We start from the raw sequence: 18,952 nt of genomic DNA on the forward strand, positions 1-18,952 counted from the left end.
GACTTGGCAAAGCCACCGATGTAAAGTAATACCACGGGTAATATCCAATTCTAAAATTTCAGTCAGTTTGGTTTTCATATCTTCGGTCAAAAGGAAACTAAACCTTCTGAATGTCTCCAGGTGCAGCTGTTCATCCAGACTACCTACAATCCGCTCCAATGTTCCAATCGATGGTCTCAAAATTTTTTCCTGTCCAAGCTTCAAACAAACTTGCCTGAGCAATATGGGTTCATTGTCATGCTCCATCCCTTTATTTAAAAGCCATGGTGCAAGCCAGATTTCATCCATGGGCTGCCACCGGCGAAACTTTAAATGTTTTAGTATAGTCCCTAAGTGTTCGGTCCTGGTAGGAATTCTTTGGCCATAAAGTGACAATAATTCAATGTTGGAACCTAGCTGATCACATATCATGGTAGCTACATTTGCGGGAATCTGCTGTTGCCATTTATCGGGTAGAAAACCCATAAACCTGACAATGCCTATCTGAAGCGCAATTCCTAAACGGTTATGTTCCCCTCTGAATGATTTAAGAAAAATTTTATCTTGATACGAAATCTGAAAAAATTGCATCAAATCATATTCAGATATTTCCATCGGTACCCGTTCGTAGCGCTCACGCTGTGATTGGTTTAAAAACAGTGATGCCATATGAAAAACAGTTATCAAAAAGGGTATCAAAATTTACCCCGCTTGAAATAGGTTTAAAGCTTGTTTTTAGATGTCAAAAAGTATCTTGTAAAGGAGTTCCTTTTTGATAGGCAATTAAATGAAAAAGCAAGAAAATATCACCAAACGGGTTGCCCTGTATGCAAGAGTATCCACCCTGGATAAAGGGCAGGATCCAGAAACCCAACTGGGCCAGTTAAGAGATTACGCCCAAAAGCGAAACTTTGAAATCATCGGGGAGTTTATAGATTATGCATCCGGTACAACCTTGGACAGGGCTCAATATAAATTGATGATGGCAGCTGCAAAAAAAAGAAAACTGGACGTAGTCCTGGTTTGGCGGTACGACCGCTTTGCCCGTTCAACCCAGGCACTTGTTAATGCAATGAAAGAATTTCAAAGTATGAGTATTGATTTTATCTCCTATCAGGAAAATATTGACACCACCACGCCAACCGGTGAGCTAATATTTCATGTCATGGCTTCATTATCACAATTTGAAAGCTCGCTGATCAGCCAGCGGGTAAAAGCCGGTATGGCCAGGGCAAAAGCTCAGGGAAAGCAAATCTCCAGACCCAAGCTACACATAACTAAACTGAACCAGATCCTGGAACTTCAAAAAACAGGATTGTCAATGAATCAGATCAGCATTAGGTCCGGTGTTGCTTACGGAACGGTGTATAATTATCTGGCTAAGAATAAGAAATGATTCCAAACCGTGCGACGGTCGCCGCTATTTTTCGTCCATTTGTAACGAGAACCGCGATTTCTAAGCAGCTGGGAATTGCTTACGGAACCGTATATAATTATGTCGGAAAACTAAAAACGTAGCCTAAGCGTATGTTTCGCCATTGTGAGAAAAACTCGAATCGGGTAGGAATAAGCTAATAACAATGCTTTAAGTCCCGGAGAAACGGGCCTTTCAGGATATTATACTGATATATAAACAGTATCGACTTAAACGACCTTGCTCCTTTGGTTACACTATGAAATGAGCAACAAACCTGATTACCCTGTTATTAACCGACACCATCACCTAGAACCAGGAGTAAGATTCGTTCGGCCAGCCGAGCTGTCAGCAGGTGGATAAACTAGACGGCCGTCTTTCATAATCAGCTTTACGCTGAACAGCGATTTAGCAAAATTATTCTCTAAGTCCCCTCTGAAAAACACTATATCCGCTTTCATACCTGATTTGATGATGCCAACTTTATCGACTATACCTTGGACTTTAGCAGCATTATAGGTTGCATAGCTCAGTACATCACCCACCGGAATACCCGCTTCATAATAGGATAGCAGTACATCAACCGCACCTTTGCCTCGTTCTATTAAAGCAATATCACCATAGTAATCCGAACCTGCTACAATTATAACACCCTTCGCCACGGCTCGTCTTAGTCTATCGTGTATTGCCTTAAGAAAGTTGTTAGCATATTCTTCTGCTTCTTTACCAACCATGCCAATTCCAGCCACTTTTATATCAGCTGTTTGCTTTGATACGTCCGTAGGTACTAGATAAGTACCTCGCTGGGCCATCAGCTGTAAGGTACTGTCCGATAAGCTGTAGCCATGTTCGATACCATCCACTCCCGCTAATACGGCATCTCTTGCCGAGTCATCATAAGTAGCATGAGCGGTGACGGAAAGACCATGTTGATGCGCTCTTTCGACAATGGCCTTGATCTCCTCAGGAGCTAGTACGCGATTGTCGTTATTCATGCAAACCTTTATGACGTTGACTCCCCTCTGGATGTGTTCTTCCACAGCCGCTTTTGCATCGTCAGCTCCTTTCACTATCCGGTATTCTTGATCGATTAAAAAACTGTCAGCAGGAGCAGGTTTGTAAAATTGTCCACCAGGGGGGCTGATGATTGGCCCTGAGACATACATGGTAGGGCCAATTGTGCGCTCATCCGCTAGTATCTTTTGCAATTGTAGATCTAAGTATTGTCCAGAGTTGCCCAAGTCACGAACCGTGGTAATACCAGCTTCTAAGTTGAGTTTAGCGAACGCTAGTCCTTGCCGAATGCGTTCATTGGCTGACACCTTTGAGGCCATTTCTAGTCCATCTTTTCGTTGCTTTTGGTGGAGCAACAGATGCGTATGCATATCCATTAGACCGGGCGCGGCTGTGCATTGGCCCAGATTAATTACCTTGATGTTTACTGGCTTATTTAGGTTTCGTCCAACCGCTTGAATGATGCCGTTGACAACCAGAATCTGTTGATTAGTAAGAAAAGTTTTGTGCTCAGCATCATAGAGCTTGCCAACTTTGATCAACCATTTTTGGGTGGGTTGGGCCAAAAGAGAAACTGAAGTCAAAACCAAGAAGGTAGCTAAGATATGGCGCATAGAGATAAGGGTTAGTGTGAGAGATGCTTACACGTTTGGCTAAGTTGCTTTGAGGTACATATCAATAAGAATACACGCAACGTTAAGGCATTACATAGTACTATGCAAAGCATAATACATGAATGGTATTTTTGCTTATATGAATGGGATTTGTGTGGAAGATCATTCTATCCATCAAGAGAAACAACCCGATAGCAAGTGCTATATTCAACCTGCACTCAACAATAACACAATATCTTCGATCTCATCATACGCTCCCACACTTCGGAATACTTCTCCTGAATTCAGCCCGCAAACTCTTTGGTGACATTATCATGAATCCGCATTGTCCGGATCTCCTGCTAATACATCTGCCTAAAGGCCTACATTGCCGCCCCCCAGCATTAACAAAAAACTTTTTACTACAAAAACAAGGGCTTTCGATGAACAAGATTTCTAAGCAGCTGGGAATTGTCTACGCAACCTTGTATAATTATGCCGGAAAACTAAAAACGTAGTTCTTTAGCGTATGTTTTCGCCCATTTGTAAGAAAAGCCTCGTTTTCTGCTGGTTTTATATCAATCGAAGGTCTCTCCATTTCGGCGCCTGTTTGTGTAAGCTTCTCGCCCACGGGCGCACAATTGTCGCTTGCAAATGATGACAGGCTTATCAATCATGAGCATGTATGCAACGACCCCAGTACTCCATGATCACAGAAATCGTCGTTTCCATATCACATAAGGATTTGCCTTTAATAAAAACTCCCTGTGCACAATCATGATAAGCATCTGAGAGTAAGGGACCACTTACTGCTGTGGAAAAAAACAAGAGGGGTATACATCGGACTTTAACAGAACTATTTTGACGAATCTTTTCCTTCAATTCGAAACCATTAATTTGAGGCATATTCATATCCGATAAGATCAGAAATGGCAGCATCTCTGTTTGACAAAGGAAGTCAAAGGCTTTTTGTCCGTTAGAAAAGAAAATGAGCTCATTTTGATACCCAAGATTTTTGAATGCTTCCTGCAATAGGAATTGGTCATCTTCATCATCATCGATAATCATCACAGCTCCCATACTTCATGCTTTTTAGTGCACTTTAAAATAAGGGTGCCATCTTCTTTCAGAAAAGACCTATATGAAGGATACATCACAACACAACTCTTCTTGCAAGCATGACAACTCGTGATTAGTGTCTATGAAGGGATGAGAGCAAGGTTGCTGTATTTTAAAAGTAAAAATTGGAAGCTTATTTTTAGATGGATAGCTTCTCGCTTGTTAGCCATTGACTAAAATTTTGGGCAATCAGTTCCTTTTAATGGGATTAGCTTTTTTAACCTCAGTCAAGTTCTTTTCGAATGTGTAATTGCTTATTGGCGGCCGATTTGCCGATGCCTGCCAGAAGGTTTGTTTAGCTTGCTAGTTTGGGCTGGTTAGCCTCAAAATTACCTGCATATGCCTTTTTTCAATGCCTGTTATATTCCAAAAGAGTAGGAACTATTACACAGTAGAGATATATTTTGCATTAATCAGCAACAGAAGGGTCCTATCCGCTTTCGCTTCTTCATAATTTTGTTTGATTAGCTGTTTAATACGCCCATTTTTTAGTTTCACGGCAAGCATTTCAAGTATTTGAAACGAAGCCATTTCGATACTTTCAATATTATGCAGATAAAACAGGATGGACATGTCCCTTAATTCCGGATTGCTGCTATGAAGGCCTATATCTTTAAAAGAATCATCGATCAGTCCTTTGAGTCCATTGGAATTGCCCTCAGAAACAGCAGCACCCATAATCTGATAAATTTCATCCATTCTCACCATTTGTTTCTTGACATCTTCCACCGTCTCATAAATAGCTCCCCTTAGGTCAGAAAAATAGGCGTTATCCAGGATCTGCGGAAGCTCTGATACCAGCATAGATTTAGCTGCGTATATTTTATCCAAATGGTTGATAAGAAAGATTTCAAGGTCATCCTTTTCAAGGTTGATCTTATTATTTTCCAGCATTGTTGCTTTGGTTATGAGAGATATCGGTTTACTTGGGAAAGCAGGCTTAACATGTCATATGGCTTTTCCAGATACATGTCAGCGTTACACTCTCGGGCAATTTCCCTTAGATTATACTCTCCCGAACACAAAATTACAGGAAGTTTTTCAGTTTTTGAATTGGCTTTTAACTCCCCGCATAATTGTGCCCCTTTTCTTGGTAGACCGTTGATCCGGACATCCAGTAGAATAAGATCGGGATGAAGGACATTAATATAGCTAGTGTCTGGCGCAGTCTGGGAGTAAATAATCTCATGACCAGAATCGCGAAAAACGATTTTTAAGAGTTCAAGTAAGTCTTGGTCGTCATCAATGATGAGTATTCTTTTTGCCATGGATTAAGGTTATTGAGAGCAGCATTAATAGTCATGTTGCAAGGCAGTTTTTATCAAACATCATGCCAAAATCAAATCACCCATCAAAGTTCAATTGTTTTTGGATTCCATGAAGCTAGGCCTTTGCTGCGGGCAACTAATTATTGCTGAACCATCAGCCGAACTAGACATAATCATTATGACAAAGGATCAATTTTTCAGGTTGTCGCGAATACTACATGTAAGATTGTTGGGCAGTAAGATAGCTCTTACCTATACCCGTCCGTCCAAACCAGAAAGATCTTCGGTTTTTGGAATTCCTTATAATGTGTATGGCCAGCAGCGAGCCTATGTCCGTGGAGCTACTTCTCCCAATTGTTGTTTAATTATCGTGCGCAAAAACGGTGGTTTAAATGAAATTTAACAAGCTTACCATTTTCTAAGTTGTAAGCCCCAAAATGGTGAAAATCTTACATATTTTTAGTTTTGTTGGACGTTAAAGTGTACTTATATGCGGTTTAACTCCATTCTTTTTAGCAGATATGAGCGCAGTGTAACAGCGTCACTTCGCTGAATCTGCTCTTCCATTAAATTCTTAGCTTCGCGATTGCTGCAAGATCTACTGCTATGACAAAGTTTTGGCCCAAATCCTTGACAGTGGACTATACTCCACTGTTTATCTTTGCTTAAAAAAGTTATGAAAACAACCCTGCTAAGTGGGCTCCTTTGGTTGATAGCCTTGGCCTGCCTGGGACAAACAGCAAAGAAGATGGAGCATACAGCAAAGCTGAAAGAGAAAATTGCACTTGCCTGCAAATTGACAGATAAGGACCAAATCAAGCGTATGCAGCAGCTGCATCAAACGCTATTTAAAAAGATTGATAAGACCATTGAAGGGCCAACCAGCTACGAATTAGTTTTCGATAATGCTGATAGTACCCTGAGCAAAGATTTGTTCGACTTCATCCAATTTGAGCGTTTATGCTGCCCCTGGCTGAATTTCCAATTAACGTACCTGCCAGGCGAAGGGCCTGTTTCCTTAAAGATGGGCAATTCAGTTGAGACAAAGGAAATGGTGTACCTGGTTATGGAACTCGACAAGTTGCCCAAACCCCGTTGAGCGTTTTGAAGGAGTATTAATTCATACCTTTGCTCTCTGAAAATCAACACTATGAAAGTATCAGCTCTGGTTTTGGCTTGCTATGTTTTGCTGCTATCGTTTTTACCTGCGATAGGGGCAAGTAGCGGCTATGCTCCTGCCAAAAAGAGCTGCATGCAGTGCTGCAAAAAGAAACCCAAATCAATCCCAAACAAAAGCACTGCTGATAAAGAGATCTCTAATCCATTTTTTGGCTGCTCTGCCTGTGCAGCTTTCTGGCTGCTGAATTCAACATTCAGGTTAATCAAAAGCTGACCGCGTTTACAGGATATTCTGCAAAAGTCCAGAAGCTTTACCATTCCCCTTATTTTGACTTTTGGCACCCACCACGGTGGGCTTAGTCAACTATGAGCTCCTTGCGGGACTCACATGAATATTTTCACATCATCCTAAATACTGTTTATGGTTTCACATCATAGATGGCTGTTTACCCTTTTACTGATTTTAATAGGGGAAAGCAGCTACGGCCAGCCTATACGGATCATCAAGTACCCGGACTTACAGCAAATCCTGGAAAGCCCGAACGACTCAATTTTGATAGTCAACTTCTGGGCAACCTGGTGCGCTCCGTGCGTCGCAGAGATACCTCATTTCGAAAAGATCAGCACCCAATATGCTGCCAGCAAAGTGAAAGTCATCCTGGTAAGCCTGGATGCGGCTTCCTTGCTTGAAAAAAAAGTGGAACCATTTATTGCAAGGAAAAGGATTAAATCTGCGCAGGTCGTTCTACTGGACGAGACTGACTACAATACCTGGATTGATAAAGTATCTTCCGATTGGTCTGGTGCACTGCCGTTTACCTTGATTATCAATAAAAAAACCAAATTAATGAAAGGCTTTGAAAGGCCTTTCACGGAAGCTGAGCTTGCCGCTGAGCTAAAACCATTTATTCAATAAAATACGAAAGACATGAAAACAGCATTTTTTTTATGCGCGGTGACCGCGACATTCTTGGCCGTTAGCGCGTTTTCAGTAATACAGCCTGGTTACCAGATAGGGGATAAGGTTATGGATTTCTCTCTAAAAAATGTGGATGAAAAGACCATCTCACTGGGTTCTGATAAAACCACGAAAGGGTATGTACTGGTTTTTACCTGCAATACTTGCCCGGTCGCCCAGGCTTATGAGCAGCGGGTGATTGATTTGGATAAGAAGTTTGCCTCCAAAGGCTACCCGGTCATTGCCATCAATGCCAATGACGGGCAGCTTTCACCCGGTGACAGCTATGAAGCTATGAAAAAGCGTTCAGCTGATAAAAAGTATGGTTTCCCTTATTTGATTGATGAAACCCAGCAGGTAGCTATAACATTTGGTGCTACACATACCCCTACCGTTTTCGTAGTCCAGCGTCAGGGAAGCGATTTTGTTATCAAGTATATTGGCGCAATCGATAACAATGCCCAGGATGGGGGGCAGGCAAGCCAGAAATATGTTCAAAATGCTGTCAATGAACTGCTAACTGGTCAGCCAGTGGCTGTTCCGACCGCAAAAGCGATTGGCTGTGGAATTAAATGGAAGAAGGTATAAACCAGGGCGCCCCGATTTAGGGGCGCTCTTTGTTTTTGTATTTACTGCCGGGGTGCATAATAAATGATGCAAACGCCAACCAGGGCAATGGCAGCTCCGATCAGATCGTATTTGTCTGGCTTAAACCCATCGACCTGCCAAGCCCAGATCAGGGCCATCACAATAAAGATACCGCCATATGTGGCGTAAACGCGGCCAAAGCCAGCTGGTTGAAGCGTAACGACGACGCCATATAAGGCCAGGATGATCCCACCCACAATGCCATACCAAACCGGCTTATCCTCTTTGAGCCACAACCAAACCAGGTATCCCCCTCCAATTTCACAAAGCCCGGCCAAAATGAAGACCAGTAATGATTTTATGGCGACCATTCGTAATGTTGTTTTTAAATTGTAAAGCTAAACAGTGGAGTATAGTCCACTGTCAATAACCCAAATCAAATATTATTATGCTGATTGGAGAATTATCAAAACAAGCCGGGTTATCCAGGGATACCATCCGTTTTTACGAAAAACAGGGGCTTATCGCAGTAGGCCGCAAGGAAAGGCGCTTCAATAATTATAAAGAGTATTCAGAAGACACCCTGCAAAGGCTACTACACATCAAAAGGATCAAGGGTTTTGGCTTCACTCTTAATGAAACCGCCCATTTTTTGGATATGATTGAGCGTAAACAGGCAACATGTGGGGACGTATCTGAAAAGATATCAGAAAAAGTATCTCTCATCGAACGCAAGATCGCTGACCTGGAATTTATCAAAAAGTCAATGATTAACGGTGTAGACAAATGCTTGGAAAAATGCCGCCCAGATACTGCTGAGTGTAACTGTCCAATGCTTGTTAGCGATTTGATTTAGATTTCGACTTTTGAAAAAACATAAAGCGTTTCGGTTGCAATCTGTTTGCAGCGTTCGTCATATTTGGCTGTCTCCTGCGCGCTGCCATCAAAGGCTTTTGGATCATCATAAGGGACAGCAACCCTGGCAGCTGCTCCTTTTACCACAGGGCATGCTTCATCAGCTTGCGAGCAGGTCATGATAGCGCAAAAATTGCTTTGCGGGTTGCTGGCGTCATCATACTTCTTTGAAAATGCCTTCATAGGTTCAGCACCAACCCCATAGCTTACATGATAGACCGGGTTTTTGCCTTCTGATATTTTCGTTACATCAAAACCAGCCCTTTCGCAGGCAGCAACCGCCCGCTCATTGAATGCGCTGGCCTCAGTACCACCAGAGTATGTTTTCACATTAGGGATATCGTAATATGCAGCAGCAGTTGCGCCCCAAATTTGCCCGAAATGGCTGCGGCGCGAGTTGTGCGTACAGATGTAGGTGAGCTCTGCACGCTGACCAGCTTTAACCTGCTTTTGGATGAACACAGCAATTTTGTCAAGCTCTTCCTTGCGGTCGCCCGGTATTTTTGAGAAATCTTCTTTAACAGTTTCAATGTAGGCAGAAAGCTTTGGATTAAGCGCTTTCTTATTGTCGGAGTTGCGAGATGGCATAATTGCGGCAGTGGTAAAAAAGGTTATCAGTAAAAGATGGATCAGGCTCATATTTTATCAGGTAAGTTGTAGTCAATCGTAAAGATACGATAGAATTTAGCAGACAAAAAAATATTCATCGTAATATTGCAATTGGTAGAATGCTATCTATATTTGCAGCATGGGAGTTACTAAAACCGAAATATTCACAGAGCAGCAAAACCGTATCGCGGATCTGGCAAAGGCGTTTTCGCACCCGGCCAGGGTTGCGATCCTGCAACTGCTGATTTCCAGAAAGGCCTGCGTTTGTGGTGATTTGGTCGATGAGCTCGAACTTGCCCAGGCAACTGTTTCCCAGCATTTGAAGGAACTTAAAAGGATTGGCATCATCCATGGTGAAATCAATCCGCCAAGGGTATGCTATTGCATTAATCCGGTCGTGTGGTCAGAAGCGCAGAAAACTTTCGGTTCGTTGCTGGATACATTTGCCCCTACTGAATCCTGCTGCAACTAGGCAGGGTATTTTTTTGAAAATATCAATCGTAATAATACATTTAACCAATAGAGACCATGAGCCAATTAAATCCGGAGACTCGCGGCCCGATGACGTGGGGTGATTTCAAAAATACCCTTAAACAAAATCCAGATTTGCATCTGCAATTCCAATATGAAGAAGGCAAATTTGTGGACAGCTCTTACCACATTACCGAAATCAAACAAGCACCAATCGTTTCAGTTGATTGCGGTGGGGTAATGAATAGCTGGACAGAAGTGATCGTGCAGCTATGGGAACCTTCTGAAAAAGAAGTAGACCGTTCGATGAAAGTTGACAAAGCGTTGAAAATTGTTGACCTGGTTGAAAAATCGCTTCCCCTGAACCCAAACGCAACCGTTAAAATTGAGTTCGGCAATTCCAGGTTTGATACACGCCAGATGTACCCCGGAGAATTTGCATCCGATGGTGAAACATTTACCGTTAATCTGGTTCCGGACTTCACCCAATGCAAGGCACTTACCCGAAACCAAAGCTGCGACACACCGTCAGCAGAAACTTCTTGCTGCGCGCCTGCCCCTGTCAAACAGGAATTGGAACTGGTCACCTCCGATGGTAACAGCTGCAAGCCAGGCTCTGGGTGCTGCTAATCAAAAACAACCAGCTATGAAACTACAAATTGATAAAGCAGTGCCAGCAGACAAGGAAGTCGTAACCAGCCTGCTGAAAGAAGCAGACCTTCTTACGGAAGACTTGCCTGCTGGGTTGCCGGATTTTCTTTTAGCAAGAGAAGAAGGGTCACCTGTTGGTGTCGCTGGAATGGAGCTGTATGAAGAAGTTGCACTATTACGCTCAATTGCAGTTAGCCCTGATCGTCAAGGTAAGGGCATTGCTCGAAAATTGGTCGAGCAGCTTCTGGCAGGTGCTGACAAACAAGAAGTTCAAGCAGTATACCTGATCACAACTACAGCTGACCATTATTTTGACCGTTATGGTTTTGCGGTAGTAAACCGTGAGCAGGTGCCAGAAGCAATTCAGCAAACCAGGCAGTTTAGCGGGCTTTGCCCAACATCTGCTGTCGTGATGAAAAGAGATTTAAAGCATCCAACCGCATGAATAACCCACGTCTTTCCTTTTTAGACCGTTACCTGACTTTATGGATCTTTTTAGCCATGCTGATCGGCGTTTCAATTGGCTATTTCTTGCCGGGCACACCTGATTTCATCAATCAATTCAATTCAGGATCAGGTGTGAACCTTCCGTTAGCTATTGGCCTTGTGCTGATGATGTCCCCGCCACTGGCCAAGGTGCGTTACGCAGAGCTGCCAAAGGTGTTTAACAACACAAAGATCCTGGGGCTTTCGCTACTGCAAAACTGGATCATTGGTCCGCTGTTGATGTTTGGGCTGGCCGTCATTTTCCTTCCCGATAAGCCCGAGTACATGACCGGCCTGATCATGATCGGCATTGCCCGCTGTATTGCTATGGTCATTGTCTGGAATGACCTTGCTAATGGTGACCGCTTGTATGCAGCAGGGCTGGTGGCTTTCAACAGCATTTTTCAGGTCTTGTTTTATTCGGTGTATGCCTATGTGTTTGTGACAATTTTACCACCGCTCTTTGGCTTGAAAGGATTTGAACAGGGCCACCTGGTGGTGAATATTACCATCGGCGAAGTTGCTCAAAGTGTTTTCATTTATCTGGGTATCCCGTTCCTGGCAGGTATTATTTCCCGGATAGTACTAACAAAGGTGTTTAGCAAAGAATGGTTTGAGACAAAATTCCTTCCGGCCATCAGCCCGATCACTTTGATTGCCCTGCTCTTTACGATTGTGGTCATGTTTAGTTTGAAGGGTCAGCTGATTGTGAGTATCCCCTTTGATGTACTGCGCATCGCGCTGCCGCTTACAATCTATTTTGCGATCATGTTTTTCTCTGCTTTTTACCTGTCCAAACGTGCAGGCGCGGATTATGCCAAATCAACATCGCTGGCCTTCACAGCCGCAGGTAACAACTTTGAGCTTGGGATCGCGGTCGCTATTGCTGTATTCGGGATTGATTCGGGGGCTGCATTTGCTGCTGTCATCGGCCCACTAATCGAAGTGCCGGTTTTGATCCTAATGGTCAATTTTGCACTCAAACAACAGCACAAGTTTTCCAATTAACTACTTATTAAATGAGAATTGCCCTTTTTTCAGACATTCACGCCAACCTTCCGGCATTAGAGGCGTTTTTTAAGGATGTTGATTCAAGAGACACTGATGCTATTTATTGCCTAGGTGATCTGGTTGGTTACAACATATGGCCAAACGAAGTAATGGATCAGATTAGGAAACGTGGTATCCCTACCATTGCCGGAAATTACGACTTCGGGATCGGAAGGAGTAGTGACGATTGTGGCTGCGCTTACAAAACAGACGATGAAAAAGAGAATGGCAAAGTATCAATTGCCTACACAAACGAAATTGTCAAAGATGAGCAGCGTGCTTATCTAAGAACGCTGCCGGCTCACATCCGTCTGGATTTCCAGTTGAACGACAAAACTCTGTCAGTTCTTCTGGTGCATGGTAGCCCACGCAGGATCAACGAATACTTGTTTGAAGACCGAGATGAAAAAAGTTTGCTACGAATCATGGAGCAGGCCGCGGCTGATGTGATGCTTTTCGGCCATACACACAGACCTTATCACAGGATCCTGGAATCAGTCCAGCAAGATGGCACAGACCATTTCCGGCATGCGATCAATATCGGTTCTGTCGGTAAGCCGAAAGATGGTGACCCAAGGGGGGGCTATGTGATCCTGCACATTGATGCAGATGCACTGGCATCAAACAAGAAAAGCATTACAGTAGAGTTTATACGTTTTGAATATGATGTAGAAGCGGCAGCCAAAGCCGTAGAAGGCAGTATCCTTCCGAATGCATATGCAGAATCATTACGCCTGGGAAAATGAAAATAGCACTACTCTCTGACATCCATGCAAACCTTCCCGCTTTTGAGGCGGTATTGGAAGATCTGGAAAAACGACAACCTGATGCTGTTTACTGCCTGGGCGATCTTGTGGGCTACAACGTTTGGCCTAACCAGGTAATTGGTCTGGTACGTAAGTATGGCATTGCGACCATTGCAGGAAACCACGACCTGAAAGTTTCTAAGATAATGCCTTCCGAGGGTGATTGCAGCAAAGAAGAAAGCAGTGAGTATGCCTACAAGCTGGTAGGGAAAAAGGAAAGGGACTACCTATTAACACTTCCCAGGCATTTGCGAATAGAGTTTCAGCTTAATGATCAGCCATTGAACATGCTGCTTGTCCATGGAAGCCCACGAAGCATCAATGAATATCTTTTACATGATCTGCCAGAGCAGTACATGCTGGAACTAGTCAGGGAATTTAAAGCGGATATCCTTTGCTTCGGACACTCGCACAAGCCATATCACCGCGTTATTAATTCTGGCGAGAACAGCATTGAGCATTTTCATCACCTGATTAACACTGGTTCTGTCGGTAAACCTAAGGATGGCGACGCGCGCGCTTGTTACGTACTCATCACGATTGATCAGACAGCTAGTACAACAACTCAAGATGCTGTTCAGGTTGAATTTGTAAGGGTCAAATACGATGTAGAAAAGGCGGCAAAGGCCGTAGAGCTGAGCCTTCTTCCTAATGCTTTTGCAGATAATTTAAGAAAAGCATATTAACCTTTATCCAGATGAAAGGCTTGATAGTTTTGTTTTTGATCTTCCTTCCCATTGTGTCATCGGTCTATTCTTTTGGAGCACGGGAACAGCCAAAGGACATAGGCAATCAATTATCCCACCTTCTTGACTATCCTTCTGTTCTTGGTGAAACTGGCGGAATCGTTGTAATTCAGTTTTCTATTGGCGAAGGTAGCGCCATAGGTAAAGTGAAAGTATTCACCCATGATGATAAGCTTAATAACGATTTGATCCGGCAGCTGACTGGAAAGAGGGTATTTTTGCCTGATCATCATCCAGCCGCAAACTATACCGTTAAATTAAGGTTTATTAGGGCTAAATAAACCGATTAGGAAGGAATGAGAAAGCATATTGCCGAGATGAAATTACCCATGTATGCGTCTTTCAGCCTGAGCTTCGCTTTAATGGGTGATGCATTTCTATATTCTTTTCTGCCAATAAATGCTTCCAGCATCCACGTTCCAATCATTTGGATAGGAACCATCTTGTCAATCAACCGCTTTACACGGATTTTGCTTAACCCACTTATTTTGCGCGTTTTCAGTCTTGTGGGCTTTCGTATACCTATAATCGCTGCGGCAACTGTATCCGTATTGGCCACAGCTGGCTATGGTGCAGGTTTTGGCATTGCGATTTTAGTACTGCTTAGGATCTTGTGGGGCATATCGTATTCTGTCCTTCGCGTTGGGGCAATTACCTATGCCATGGATTATCCTAAGAAAGGCTTGGCACTGGGAATGAGCCAAAGCATCATCGAATCGGGCCCACTACTAGCATTGTTGGTTGGCCCACTGCTTTTTGAAGAGGTCAGCCCTAGCTCGATTTTTTTAGCAATTGCGCTCCTCTCGACGCCAGGAGTTTACTTCGCGTTTAAACTCAGAGAAAGGGATCAGCGGCCTGCCCAGCAATTTAGCTTCAAAATATCATTTCCATCAGTCTTTAACCGGTTAGCTTTTTTGGCAGCTTTTGCAGTGGAAGGTATGCTTGTGGTTTTAATTGGGGCCCTGTTGATGGATGCGCATCCCTATTGGTCGGCAGTTGAAATTACTGCCACTGTCGCCGGATTTCTTATTTTCCGACGGATTTGCTCGCTTTTAATTTCACCTTTTGCGGGTTGGTCCGCTGACCGGTATGGGCTTGCTAACATATACTCAGGGTCAATTCTCTTGATCTGCCTGGGTGTGCTGCTAGCAACAAGCGGCTGGGTAATGCCGGGATTAATCCTTGTATTTACCTTTTATAATGTTAATGCATCGCTAGCAGCTGGCGCGGCATCAGTTGGGAAAGACGATGTGACTCGCGAAGTATCAATCAATGCCACTTTCCGAGATGCGGGTTCCGCATTTGGCGCATTGGCGGGCGGCTTTTTATTGGCCAATAACGATTTGAGCCTGATCTTTACTGCTCTCACTTTGCTTCTAATAGTTCATACCTGGGTTTATCACAAACGAACCAAAACATTACTTGTATAGATCATGATTCTCTGGACTGATTAACTTTTATCCATTCATTCCATGAATTCAGATCACTTTCATCATCTATGTCCGAAAGTTCTTCGAGGAGCGTATAACTAAGCCCATGCATGGCGCAATTTTGAAGCGTTAATTCCAGCACACTTGAAGTACTCCATGGTACATCTTCGAAAAGAAAGCTATGGAAGCCAGTCATTCCAAGAAGATAATAACCTCCGTCGTTTGCTGGCCCTATCACAACTTGCTGCATATCAAGTGCATCAAAAGCCTGCTCGATAATAGATGCATCCAGTCCAGGACAGTCAGTTCCTATAATAAGTACTTTCTCAGCAGACGACTCGAGGACTTCTTTGAAAGCATTTGACATTCTCTCTCCCAGATCGCCGCCTTGTTGCTGGCGAAGCAGAAAATCTTGTCCAATTACAGGCAGGTCACTATGCAGGTTATCGGAAAAGTAAAGCAATTTCTCATGTTCAGTCCTGCTTACCTGCTTGAAAGTATGTTCAACAAGTTGGCTATAAATTTCTAAGGCCTTCTGGTCACCAATGGTAGCCGCCAATCTGGTTTTAACCTTTCCGAGCGTTAAATTCTTCAAAAAAACAATTACAGCGTTGTTCATGGGAAACGGGCTAAATCGTATTGCCGCCACAGCTTGAACCAGCACCAGCTGTGCAGCCATAGCAATGCTGGCCAGTCTTAATTTCACGGTTCTCGATCAGCTCCTGGTCATAGCGACTGATGTGGTTGTATGCAGCATCAAACTGCATATCCAGCATTTGATTAAAATCACAGTCATATAATGAGCCATCCCAACCAACGGAAACCATTGACCGGCACATGACACCGGTTGCTGCTACGGGATTAAAGGCGTTAACAAGCTTTTCCATGTAGCCATCATAATTACCCGAGCTGATCAGGTAATCCAGGTACCGGCTGACAGGAATATTGGTTATTGCAAAAAGCTCATTGAATACAATACCGAATTCATCATGCAGTGCCTTTTTGAATTGGCGCTGCAAGCCCTGTTGTGGTGCAGGCATGAATGCCCCATTTGGGTTGTAAACCAAATTAAGGATAAGCCCGCTGCCTTCCACTCCATAGCCTCTCGCGTTTAGCATCCTTAATGCCTTTACAGAATCCTCAAAAACACCTTTTCCTCGCTGCCGGTCTGTCTTGTCGGCATTATAGAAGGGCAGCGAGCTAACTACTTCAACCTGATGCTGCTTAAAAAAATCAGGCAGGTCATGATATTTTGGGTTGGCTACGATAATAGTCAAATTGCAGCGGACAATAACCTGTTTACCAATTGCAGTCAGCTCTGCAACAAACCAGCGAAAATCGGGATTCATCTCAGGTGCCCCTCCCGTAAGATCGACGGTAGTAATTTCAGAAGCCGCAAGTTTATCCAGGCACTGCTGCATGGTATGCCTGGTCATAATCTCCTTCCGGTCAGGACCTGCATCCACATGGCAATGTTTGCAAATCTGATTGCACATTTTCCCTACATTAATCTGCATGGTGGTGGTGCGAGCCGGTTTTAAAGGATACAGGGATGCAGCCTCCATTTTTTGTTCAAAAAGAGGAAGCTGCAACTTATCAAACACCTGGTCATGCAAGGTCTTGATCTGTGATGCAGAATCCGAGAGCAAATGCCCGCTTGCCTTGAGTGATTTCATTGCTTACTGGGGTTACTGGTGAAACGCCAACAATCGCTTACATGGAAAGATCTTTTGCTTTATTCATCATCTGGACACCATGTACCAAAGTCGCTCCACCTTTTATAGCGGCCGCCACATGCACAGCTTCCATCATTTCTGCTTCCGAACAGCCTTTTTCCAAAGTATCTGTCGTGTAGGCATCAATGCAATAAGGACACTGGACGGTATGGGAAACAGCGAGTGCAATCAGCGATTTCTCCCTGGCAGTAAGTGCACCTTCGGCAAATACAGAGCCATAATAAGAGAAAAATTTATCAGCCAGTTCTTTCTGGAATTCACCAATTGAACCAAATTTTTTTAGGTCTTCGGGATTATAATAGGTATTCATCTTTGGCAGGTTAAGGTTGGTATTTATATACGATGATCAGAATAGCAAAGATTAAGCGGGCGCGTGTATCACCGGTAATCCAGCATGGATTTATATTTTAAGGCTATGCGAGATGGTTCTCTTTTTAAATAAAACATGGTAAAAGCAGTTAAGTTAGCAATTTGGACCCGCAGCCAGCTATTGTTCTTGTACTTCCTGGCAGAGACGGTTACCTCCTTTGGGATGATCTTAAACCGGGCTACTTTCCAGATCCTGATGATGATATCATAGTCCTCCATAATGGTATAATATTCATCAAAGCCATTTAGCTGATCAAACAGCTTTCTGGTTACAAAAAGGGTTTGATCGCCACCGCGGCACATCAGCCTGTTAAAACGGGTAAAATAACTGTTGATTTTAAGGATTGCCCGGTTTGAATCAAAGCGGAACCGGTAACAGCCCGCTTCAAACCCATCTGACACAGCCCGCTCAACGTCTCTAAAATAATCCCGATTTATGCCAACATCGGCGTGAACAAAGTAAAGCACATCTCCATTAGCAAAACCAGCAGCATAATTCATTTGTGCTGCCCTGCCTGGCTTGGGAGATTTGAGCACGCTTGCACCGGCTTGGAGCGCTATTTCCAAGGTAGCATCTTTGCTTCCGCCATCCGAAACAATGACTTCAATCGACTGATCGCCTGCATATTTGAACAAATCCTGTACCAGGCGTGCAATGTTAGCTGCCTCATTGTAGGTTGGAATGATAATACTGAGCTTCATAGGAATAGGCACGATTTCAGTGAGCAATCTAAATAATTTCACTACGCGTATGTACGGGGACAAGAAGTAAACAGTTTTGTTGCTAGGGTCACTTCTAAAAAATTATGTCGAATTGAGTCCTGCGTGATATATTGATGGTTAATGGTAAAAAAATGAAATGGATATTGGTGATAACAGGCCTTGTTTTAGCGCTATGGGCAGTTGGTTTACTACCCGTTGCCGGCCAATCTAACAAAGAACCGGACCGAAAACTGATCGCACTATCAGGAAAGCTGCTTCTGCAGGTAAAGATGGACGAGCCAGTGGATAGTCTTCGCAAGGCTTTGGCAATGATGATAACTGATAGCCTGATTTCCGGATTGGCTGACGATGATGCCCGTAAAACATTCTGGATCAACATCTACAATGCTTATTTTCAGATATTGGCTACAAAGGAAAAGAAAACCAGGCCAGCGATTTTTAAGGAAAAACTGATAACGATCGGGGGTGTAAAACTGAGCCTTGACCAGATCGAACATGGTATCCTCAGACGTTACCGTGCAAAATTGAGTCTGGGGTATCTGCCCCAGTTTTTTCCTGGAAAAACTATTAAACAATTAGCTGTTTCTAAAATAGATTATCGCATTCACTTTGCCCTTAACTGTGGTGCAACCAGTTGTCCTCCAATCGCTTTCTATGACTATGGTAAAATCGACAAACAACTCAGCATTGCAGCATCATCGTTTTTGAAGACGGATACACAGATCAACCCGCAGAAAAAAACAGTAATGGTTAGCCGGATATTGCAGTGGTTCAAAGCAGATTTTGGTGGAAACAATGGCATTAAGATAATTTTGAAGAAATACCTGGGTGAAGACTTTTCAGAATATTCCTTGAAATTCAAAGAGTATGACTGGACGCAAAAAATGAAAAACTTTGATTCCTAATTT

The 18,952-nt window shown here is 43.4% G+C and carries 26 protein-coding genes; 14 read left to right on the forward strand and 12 right to left on the reverse strand.

Going from position 1 to position 18,952, the window contains the following annotated elements:
• On the reverse strand, nucleotides 1-648 hold a 648-nt coding region (locus KOD92_RS25790), incomplete at its 3' end, for a DUF4158 domain-containing protein (RefSeq protein WP_215236498.1).
• Nucleotides 649-766: 118 nt separating this feature from the next.
• On the opposite strand from KOD92_RS25790, the gene KOD92_RS25795 reads away from it, so the two are divergent.
• Nucleotides 767-1,375 (forward strand): recombinase family protein, encoded by a 609-nt coding sequence (locus tag KOD92_RS25795; protein WP_215236499.1) that lies wholly within the window; start codon nucleotides 767-769, stop codon nucleotides 1,373-1,375.
• A gap of 323 nt (nucleotides 1,376-1,698) precedes the next feature.
• On the opposite strand, the gene KOD92_RS25800 is transcribed toward KOD92_RS25795, so the two are convergent.
• From KOD92_RS25800 to KOD92_RS25815, 4 genes are all read right to left on the reverse strand, one after another.
• A complete protein-coding gene (locus tag KOD92_RS25800; RefSeq protein WP_215236500.1) occupies nucleotides 1,699-3,021 on the reverse strand; it encodes an amidohydrolase family protein in 1,323 nt (440 codons plus the stop codon).
• A gap of 648 nt (nucleotides 3,022-3,669) precedes the next feature.
• On the reverse strand, nucleotides 3,670-4,080 hold the full coding sequence (locus KOD92_RS25805; RefSeq protein ID WP_215236501.1) for a response regulator: 411 nt from the start codon (nucleotides 4,078-4,080) through the stop codon (nucleotides 3,670-3,672).
• Between the two features lie 423 nt (nucleotides 4,081-4,503).
• Nucleotides 4,504-5,013 (reverse strand): DUF892 family protein, encoded by a 510-nt coding sequence (locus KOD92_RS25810; protein ID WP_215236502.1) that lies wholly within the window; start codon nucleotides 5,011-5,013, stop codon nucleotides 4,504-4,506.
• Between the two features lie 11 nt (nucleotides 5,014-5,024).
• Entirely contained in the window at nucleotides 5,025-5,387 is a 363-nt protein-coding gene (locus tag KOD92_RS25815) for a response regulator (protein WP_215236503.1), read from the reverse strand.
• A 676-nt stretch (nucleotides 5,388-6,063) separates the two neighbouring features.
• Between KOD92_RS25815 and KOD92_RS25820 the strand changes: the two genes are divergently transcribed.
• On the forward strand, nucleotides 6,064-6,486 hold the full coding sequence (locus KOD92_RS25820; RefSeq protein WP_215236504.1) for a tetraspanin family protein: 423 nt from the start codon (nucleotides 6,064-6,066) through the stop codon (nucleotides 6,484-6,486).
• 128 nt (nucleotides 6,487-6,614) lie between these two features.
• On the opposite strand, the gene KOD92_RS25825 is transcribed toward KOD92_RS25820, so the two are convergent.
• Complete coding sequence (locus KOD92_RS25825) at nucleotides 6,615-6,824, reverse strand: hypothetical protein (protein WP_215236505.1); 210 nt, start codon at nucleotides 6,822-6,824, stop codon at nucleotides 6,615-6,617.
• A gap of 103 nt (nucleotides 6,825-6,927) precedes the next feature.
• Here KOD92_RS25825 and KOD92_RS25830 point away from each other — a divergent pair, with 103 nt between their 5' ends.
• Nucleotides 6,928-7,422 (forward strand): TlpA family protein disulfide reductase, encoded by a 495-nt coding sequence (locus KOD92_RS25830; RefSeq protein WP_215236506.1) that lies wholly within the window; start codon nucleotides 6,928-6,930, stop codon nucleotides 7,420-7,422.
• Nucleotides 7,423-7,434: 12 nt separating this feature from the next.
• The gene (locus KOD92_RS25835) at nucleotides 7,435-8,052 is read left to right on the forward strand and encodes a thioredoxin family protein (protein WP_215236507.1); all 618 of its coding nucleotides are present in this window, start codon (nucleotides 7,435-7,437) and stop codon (nucleotides 8,050-8,052) included.
• Between the two features lie 41 nt (nucleotides 8,053-8,093).
• Here KOD92_RS25835 and KOD92_RS25840 read toward each other — a convergent pair whose 3' ends face one another.
• Complete coding sequence (locus tag KOD92_RS25840) at nucleotides 8,094-8,423, reverse strand: YnfA family protein (protein ID WP_215236508.1); 330 nt, start codon at nucleotides 8,421-8,423, stop codon at nucleotides 8,094-8,096.
• Between the two features lie 77 nt (nucleotides 8,424-8,500).
• On the opposite strand from KOD92_RS25840, the gene KOD92_RS25845 reads away from it, so the two are divergent.
• A complete protein-coding gene (locus KOD92_RS25845; RefSeq protein WP_215236509.1) occupies nucleotides 8,501-8,908 on the forward strand; it encodes a MerR family transcriptional regulator in 408 nt (135 codons plus the stop codon).
• On the opposite strand, the gene KOD92_RS25850 is transcribed toward KOD92_RS25845, so the two are convergent.
• Nucleotides 8,905-9,606: a low molecular weight phosphatase family protein gene (locus KOD92_RS25850; protein WP_215236510.1), complete on the reverse strand. Its 702-nt coding sequence runs from the start codon at nucleotides 9,604-9,606 to the stop codon at nucleotides 8,905-8,907. The genes KOD92_RS25845 and KOD92_RS25850 overlap by 4 nt on opposite strands.
• A gap of 109 nt (nucleotides 9,607-9,715) precedes the next feature.
• On the opposite strand from KOD92_RS25850, the gene KOD92_RS25855 reads away from it, so the two are divergent.
• The 8 genes from KOD92_RS25855 to KOD92_RS25890 are packed head-to-tail and all read left to right on the forward strand — an operon-like array spanning nucleotide 9,716 to nucleotide 15,216.
• Nucleotides 9,716-10,048 (forward strand): ArsR/SmtB family transcription factor, encoded by a 333-nt coding sequence (locus KOD92_RS25855; RefSeq protein ID WP_215236511.1) that lies wholly within the window; start codon nucleotides 9,716-9,718, stop codon nucleotides 10,046-10,048.
• A 56-nt stretch (nucleotides 10,049-10,104) separates the two neighbouring features.
• The gene (locus KOD92_RS25860; RefSeq protein ID WP_229254880.1) at nucleotides 10,105-10,677 is read left to right on the forward strand and encodes a DUF6428 family protein; all 573 of its coding nucleotides are present in this window, start codon (nucleotides 10,105-10,107) and stop codon (nucleotides 10,675-10,677) included.
• Between the two features lie 16 nt (nucleotides 10,678-10,693).
• Complete coding sequence (arsN2, locus tag KOD92_RS25865; RefSeq protein ID WP_215236512.1) at nucleotides 10,694-11,143, forward strand: arsenic resistance N-acetyltransferase ArsN2; 450 nt, start codon at nucleotides 10,694-10,696, stop codon at nucleotides 11,141-11,143.
• Complete coding sequence (arsB, locus tag KOD92_RS25870; protein WP_215236513.1) at nucleotides 11,140-12,192, forward strand: ACR3 family arsenite efflux transporter; 1,053 nt, start codon at nucleotides 11,140-11,142, stop codon at nucleotides 12,190-12,192. The genes arsN2 and arsB overlap by 4 nt, the downstream gene beginning before the upstream one ends.
• 11 nt (nucleotides 12,193-12,203) lie before the next feature.
• Complete coding sequence (locus KOD92_RS25875; RefSeq protein ID WP_215236514.1) at nucleotides 12,204-12,980, forward strand: metallophosphoesterase family protein; 777 nt, start codon at nucleotides 12,204-12,206, stop codon at nucleotides 12,978-12,980.
• Entirely contained in the window at nucleotides 12,977-13,726 is a 750-nt protein-coding gene (locus KOD92_RS25880; protein ID WP_215236515.1) for a metallophosphoesterase family protein, read from the forward strand. Before KOD92_RS25875 ends, KOD92_RS25880 begins: the two co-directional genes overlap by 4 nt.
• 11 nt (nucleotides 13,727-13,737) lie before the next feature.
• On the forward strand, nucleotides 13,738-14,067 hold the full coding sequence (locus KOD92_RS25885) for a hypothetical protein (protein WP_215236516.1): 330 nt from the start codon (nucleotides 13,738-13,740) through the stop codon (nucleotides 14,065-14,067).
• Between the two features lie 15 nt (nucleotides 14,068-14,082).
• Nucleotides 14,083-15,216 carry an MFS transporter gene (locus KOD92_RS25890; protein ID WP_215236517.1) on the forward strand — a complete coding sequence of 378 codons (1,134 nt, stop codon included), beginning with the start codon at nucleotides 14,083-14,085 and terminating at the stop codon, nucleotides 15,214-15,216.
• A gap of 1 nt (nucleotide 15,217) precedes the next feature.
• Here the strand turns inward: KOD92_RS25890 and KOD92_RS25895 are convergent, their stop codons facing one another.
• The 4 genes from KOD92_RS25895 to KOD92_RS25910 all read right to left on the reverse strand — a co-directional run bounded on the left by KOD92_RS25895 (nucleotide 15,218) and on the right by KOD92_RS25910 (nucleotide 18,023).
• Entirely contained in the window at nucleotides 15,218-15,895 is a 678-nt protein-coding gene (locus tag KOD92_RS25895) for a TIGR04282 family arsenosugar biosynthesis glycosyltransferase (protein WP_229254881.1), read from the reverse strand.
• On the reverse strand, nucleotides 15,846-16,892 hold the full coding sequence (gene arsS / locus KOD92_RS25900) for an arsenosugar biosynthesis radical SAM (seleno)protein ArsS (RefSeq protein WP_215236518.1): 1,047 nt from the start codon (nucleotides 16,890-16,892) through the stop codon (nucleotides 15,846-15,848). Before arsS ends, KOD92_RS25895 begins: the two co-directional genes overlap by 50 nt.
• A 37-nt stretch (nucleotides 16,893-16,929) precedes the next feature.
• Nucleotides 16,930-17,262 carry an arsenosugar biosynthesis-associated peroxidase-like protein gene (locus KOD92_RS25905; protein ID WP_204663934.1) on the reverse strand — a complete coding sequence of 111 codons (333 nt, stop codon included), beginning with the start codon at nucleotides 17,260-17,262 and terminating at the stop codon, nucleotides 16,930-16,932.
• Between the two features lie 68 nt (nucleotides 17,263-17,330).
• Nucleotides 17,331-18,023 (reverse strand): TIGR04283 family arsenosugar biosynthesis glycosyltransferase, encoded by a 693-nt coding sequence (locus KOD92_RS25910; protein ID WP_215236519.1) that lies wholly within the window; start codon nucleotides 18,021-18,023, stop codon nucleotides 17,331-17,333.
• 152 nt (nucleotides 18,024-18,175) lie between these two features.
• Between KOD92_RS25910 and KOD92_RS25915 the strand changes: the two genes are divergently transcribed.
• Nucleotides 18,176-18,949, forward strand: coding sequence for a DUF547 domain-containing protein (locus KOD92_RS25915; RefSeq protein ID WP_215236520.1), 774 nt, complete (start codon nucleotides 18,176-18,178; stop codon nucleotides 18,947-18,949).
• Nucleotides 18,950-18,952: the final 3 nt, after the last annotated feature.

Source organism: Dyadobacter linearis (assembly GCF_907165045.1).
In the GTDB taxonomy this organism is placed as follows: Bacteria; Bacteroidota; Bacteroidia; order Cytophagales; family Spirosomataceae; genus Dyadobacter; species Dyadobacter linearis.

Excerpts from the sequence above, each read along its gene's own strand:
- KOD92_RS25795 (WP_215236499.1), top strand. The coding sequence starts at position 767 with ATGAAAAAGCAAGAAAATATCACCAAACGGGTTGCCCTGTATGCAAGA.
- KOD92_RS25800 (WP_215236500.1), bottom strand. The coding sequence starts at position 3,021 with ATGCGCCATATCTTAGCTACCTTCTTGGTTTTGACTTCAGTTTCTCTT.
- KOD92_RS25805 (WP_215236501.1), bottom strand. The coding sequence starts at position 4,080 with ATGGGAGCTGTGATGATTATCGATGATGATGAAGATGACCAATTCCTA.
- KOD92_RS25810 (WP_215236502.1), bottom strand. The coding sequence starts at position 5,013 with ATGCTGGAAAATAATAAGATCAACCTTGAAAAGGATGACCTTGAAATC.
- KOD92_RS25815 (WP_215236503.1), bottom strand. The coding sequence starts at position 5,387 with ATGGCAAAAAGAATACTCATCATTGATGACGACCAAGACTTACTTGAA.
- KOD92_RS25820 (WP_215236504.1), top strand. The coding sequence starts at position 6,064 with ATGAAAACAACCCTGCTAAGTGGGCTCCTTTGGTTGATAGCCTTGGCC.
- KOD92_RS25825 (WP_215236505.1), bottom strand. The coding sequence starts at position 6,824 with ATGGTAAAGCTTCTGGACTTTTGCAGAATATCCTGTAAACGCGGTCAG.
- KOD92_RS25830 (WP_215236506.1), top strand. The coding sequence starts at position 6,928 with ATGGTTTCACATCATAGATGGCTGTTTACCCTTTTACTGATTTTAATA.
- KOD92_RS25835 (WP_215236507.1), top strand. The coding sequence starts at position 7,435 with ATGAAAACAGCATTTTTTTTATGCGCGGTGACCGCGACATTCTTGGCC.
- KOD92_RS25840 (WP_215236508.1), bottom strand. The coding sequence starts at position 8,423 with ATGGTCGCCATAAAATCATTACTGGTCTTCATTTTGGCCGGGCTTTGT.
- KOD92_RS25845 (WP_215236509.1), top strand. The coding sequence starts at position 8,501 with ATGCTGATTGGAGAATTATCAAAACAAGCCGGGTTATCCAGGGATACC.
- KOD92_RS25850 (WP_215236510.1), bottom strand. The coding sequence starts at position 9,606 with ATGAGCCTGATCCATCTTTTACTGATAACCTTTTTTACCACTGCCGCA.
- KOD92_RS25855 (WP_215236511.1), top strand. The coding sequence starts at position 9,716 with ATGGGAGTTACTAAAACCGAAATATTCACAGAGCAGCAAAACCGTATC.
- KOD92_RS25860 (WP_229254880.1), top strand. The coding sequence starts at position 10,105 with ATGAGCCAATTAAATCCGGAGACTCGCGGCCCGATGACGTGGGGTGAT.
- arsN2 (WP_215236512.1), top strand. The coding sequence starts at position 10,694 with ATGAAACTACAAATTGATAAAGCAGTGCCAGCAGACAAGGAAGTCGTA.
- arsB (WP_215236513.1), top strand. The coding sequence starts at position 11,140 with ATGAATAACCCACGTCTTTCCTTTTTAGACCGTTACCTGACTTTATGG.
- KOD92_RS25875 (WP_215236514.1), top strand. The coding sequence starts at position 12,204 with ATGAGAATTGCCCTTTTTTCAGACATTCACGCCAACCTTCCGGCATTA.
- KOD92_RS25880 (WP_215236515.1), top strand. The coding sequence starts at position 12,977 with ATGAAAATAGCACTACTCTCTGACATCCATGCAAACCTTCCCGCTTTT.
- KOD92_RS25885 (WP_215236516.1), top strand. The coding sequence starts at position 13,738 with ATGAAAGGCTTGATAGTTTTGTTTTTGATCTTCCTTCCCATTGTGTCA.
- KOD92_RS25890 (WP_215236517.1), top strand. The coding sequence starts at position 14,083 with ATGAGAAAGCATATTGCCGAGATGAAATTACCCATGTATGCGTCTTTC.
- KOD92_RS25895 (WP_229254881.1), bottom strand. The coding sequence starts at position 15,895 with ATGGCTGCACAGCTGGTGCTGGTTCAAGCTGTGGCGGCAATACGATTT.
- arsS (WP_215236518.1), bottom strand. The coding sequence starts at position 16,892 with ATGAAATCACTCAAGGCAAGCGGGCATTTGCTCTCGGATTCTGCATCA.
- KOD92_RS25905 (WP_204663934.1), bottom strand. The coding sequence starts at position 17,262 with ATGAATACCTATTATAATCCCGAAGACCTAAAAAAATTTGGTTCAATT.
- KOD92_RS25910 (WP_215236519.1), bottom strand. The coding sequence starts at position 18,023 with ATGAAGCTCAGTATTATCATTCCAACCTACAATGAGGCAGCTAACATT.
- KOD92_RS25915 (WP_215236520.1), top strand. The coding sequence starts at position 18,176 with ATGAAATGGATATTGGTGATAACAGGCCTTGTTTTAGCGCTATGGGCA.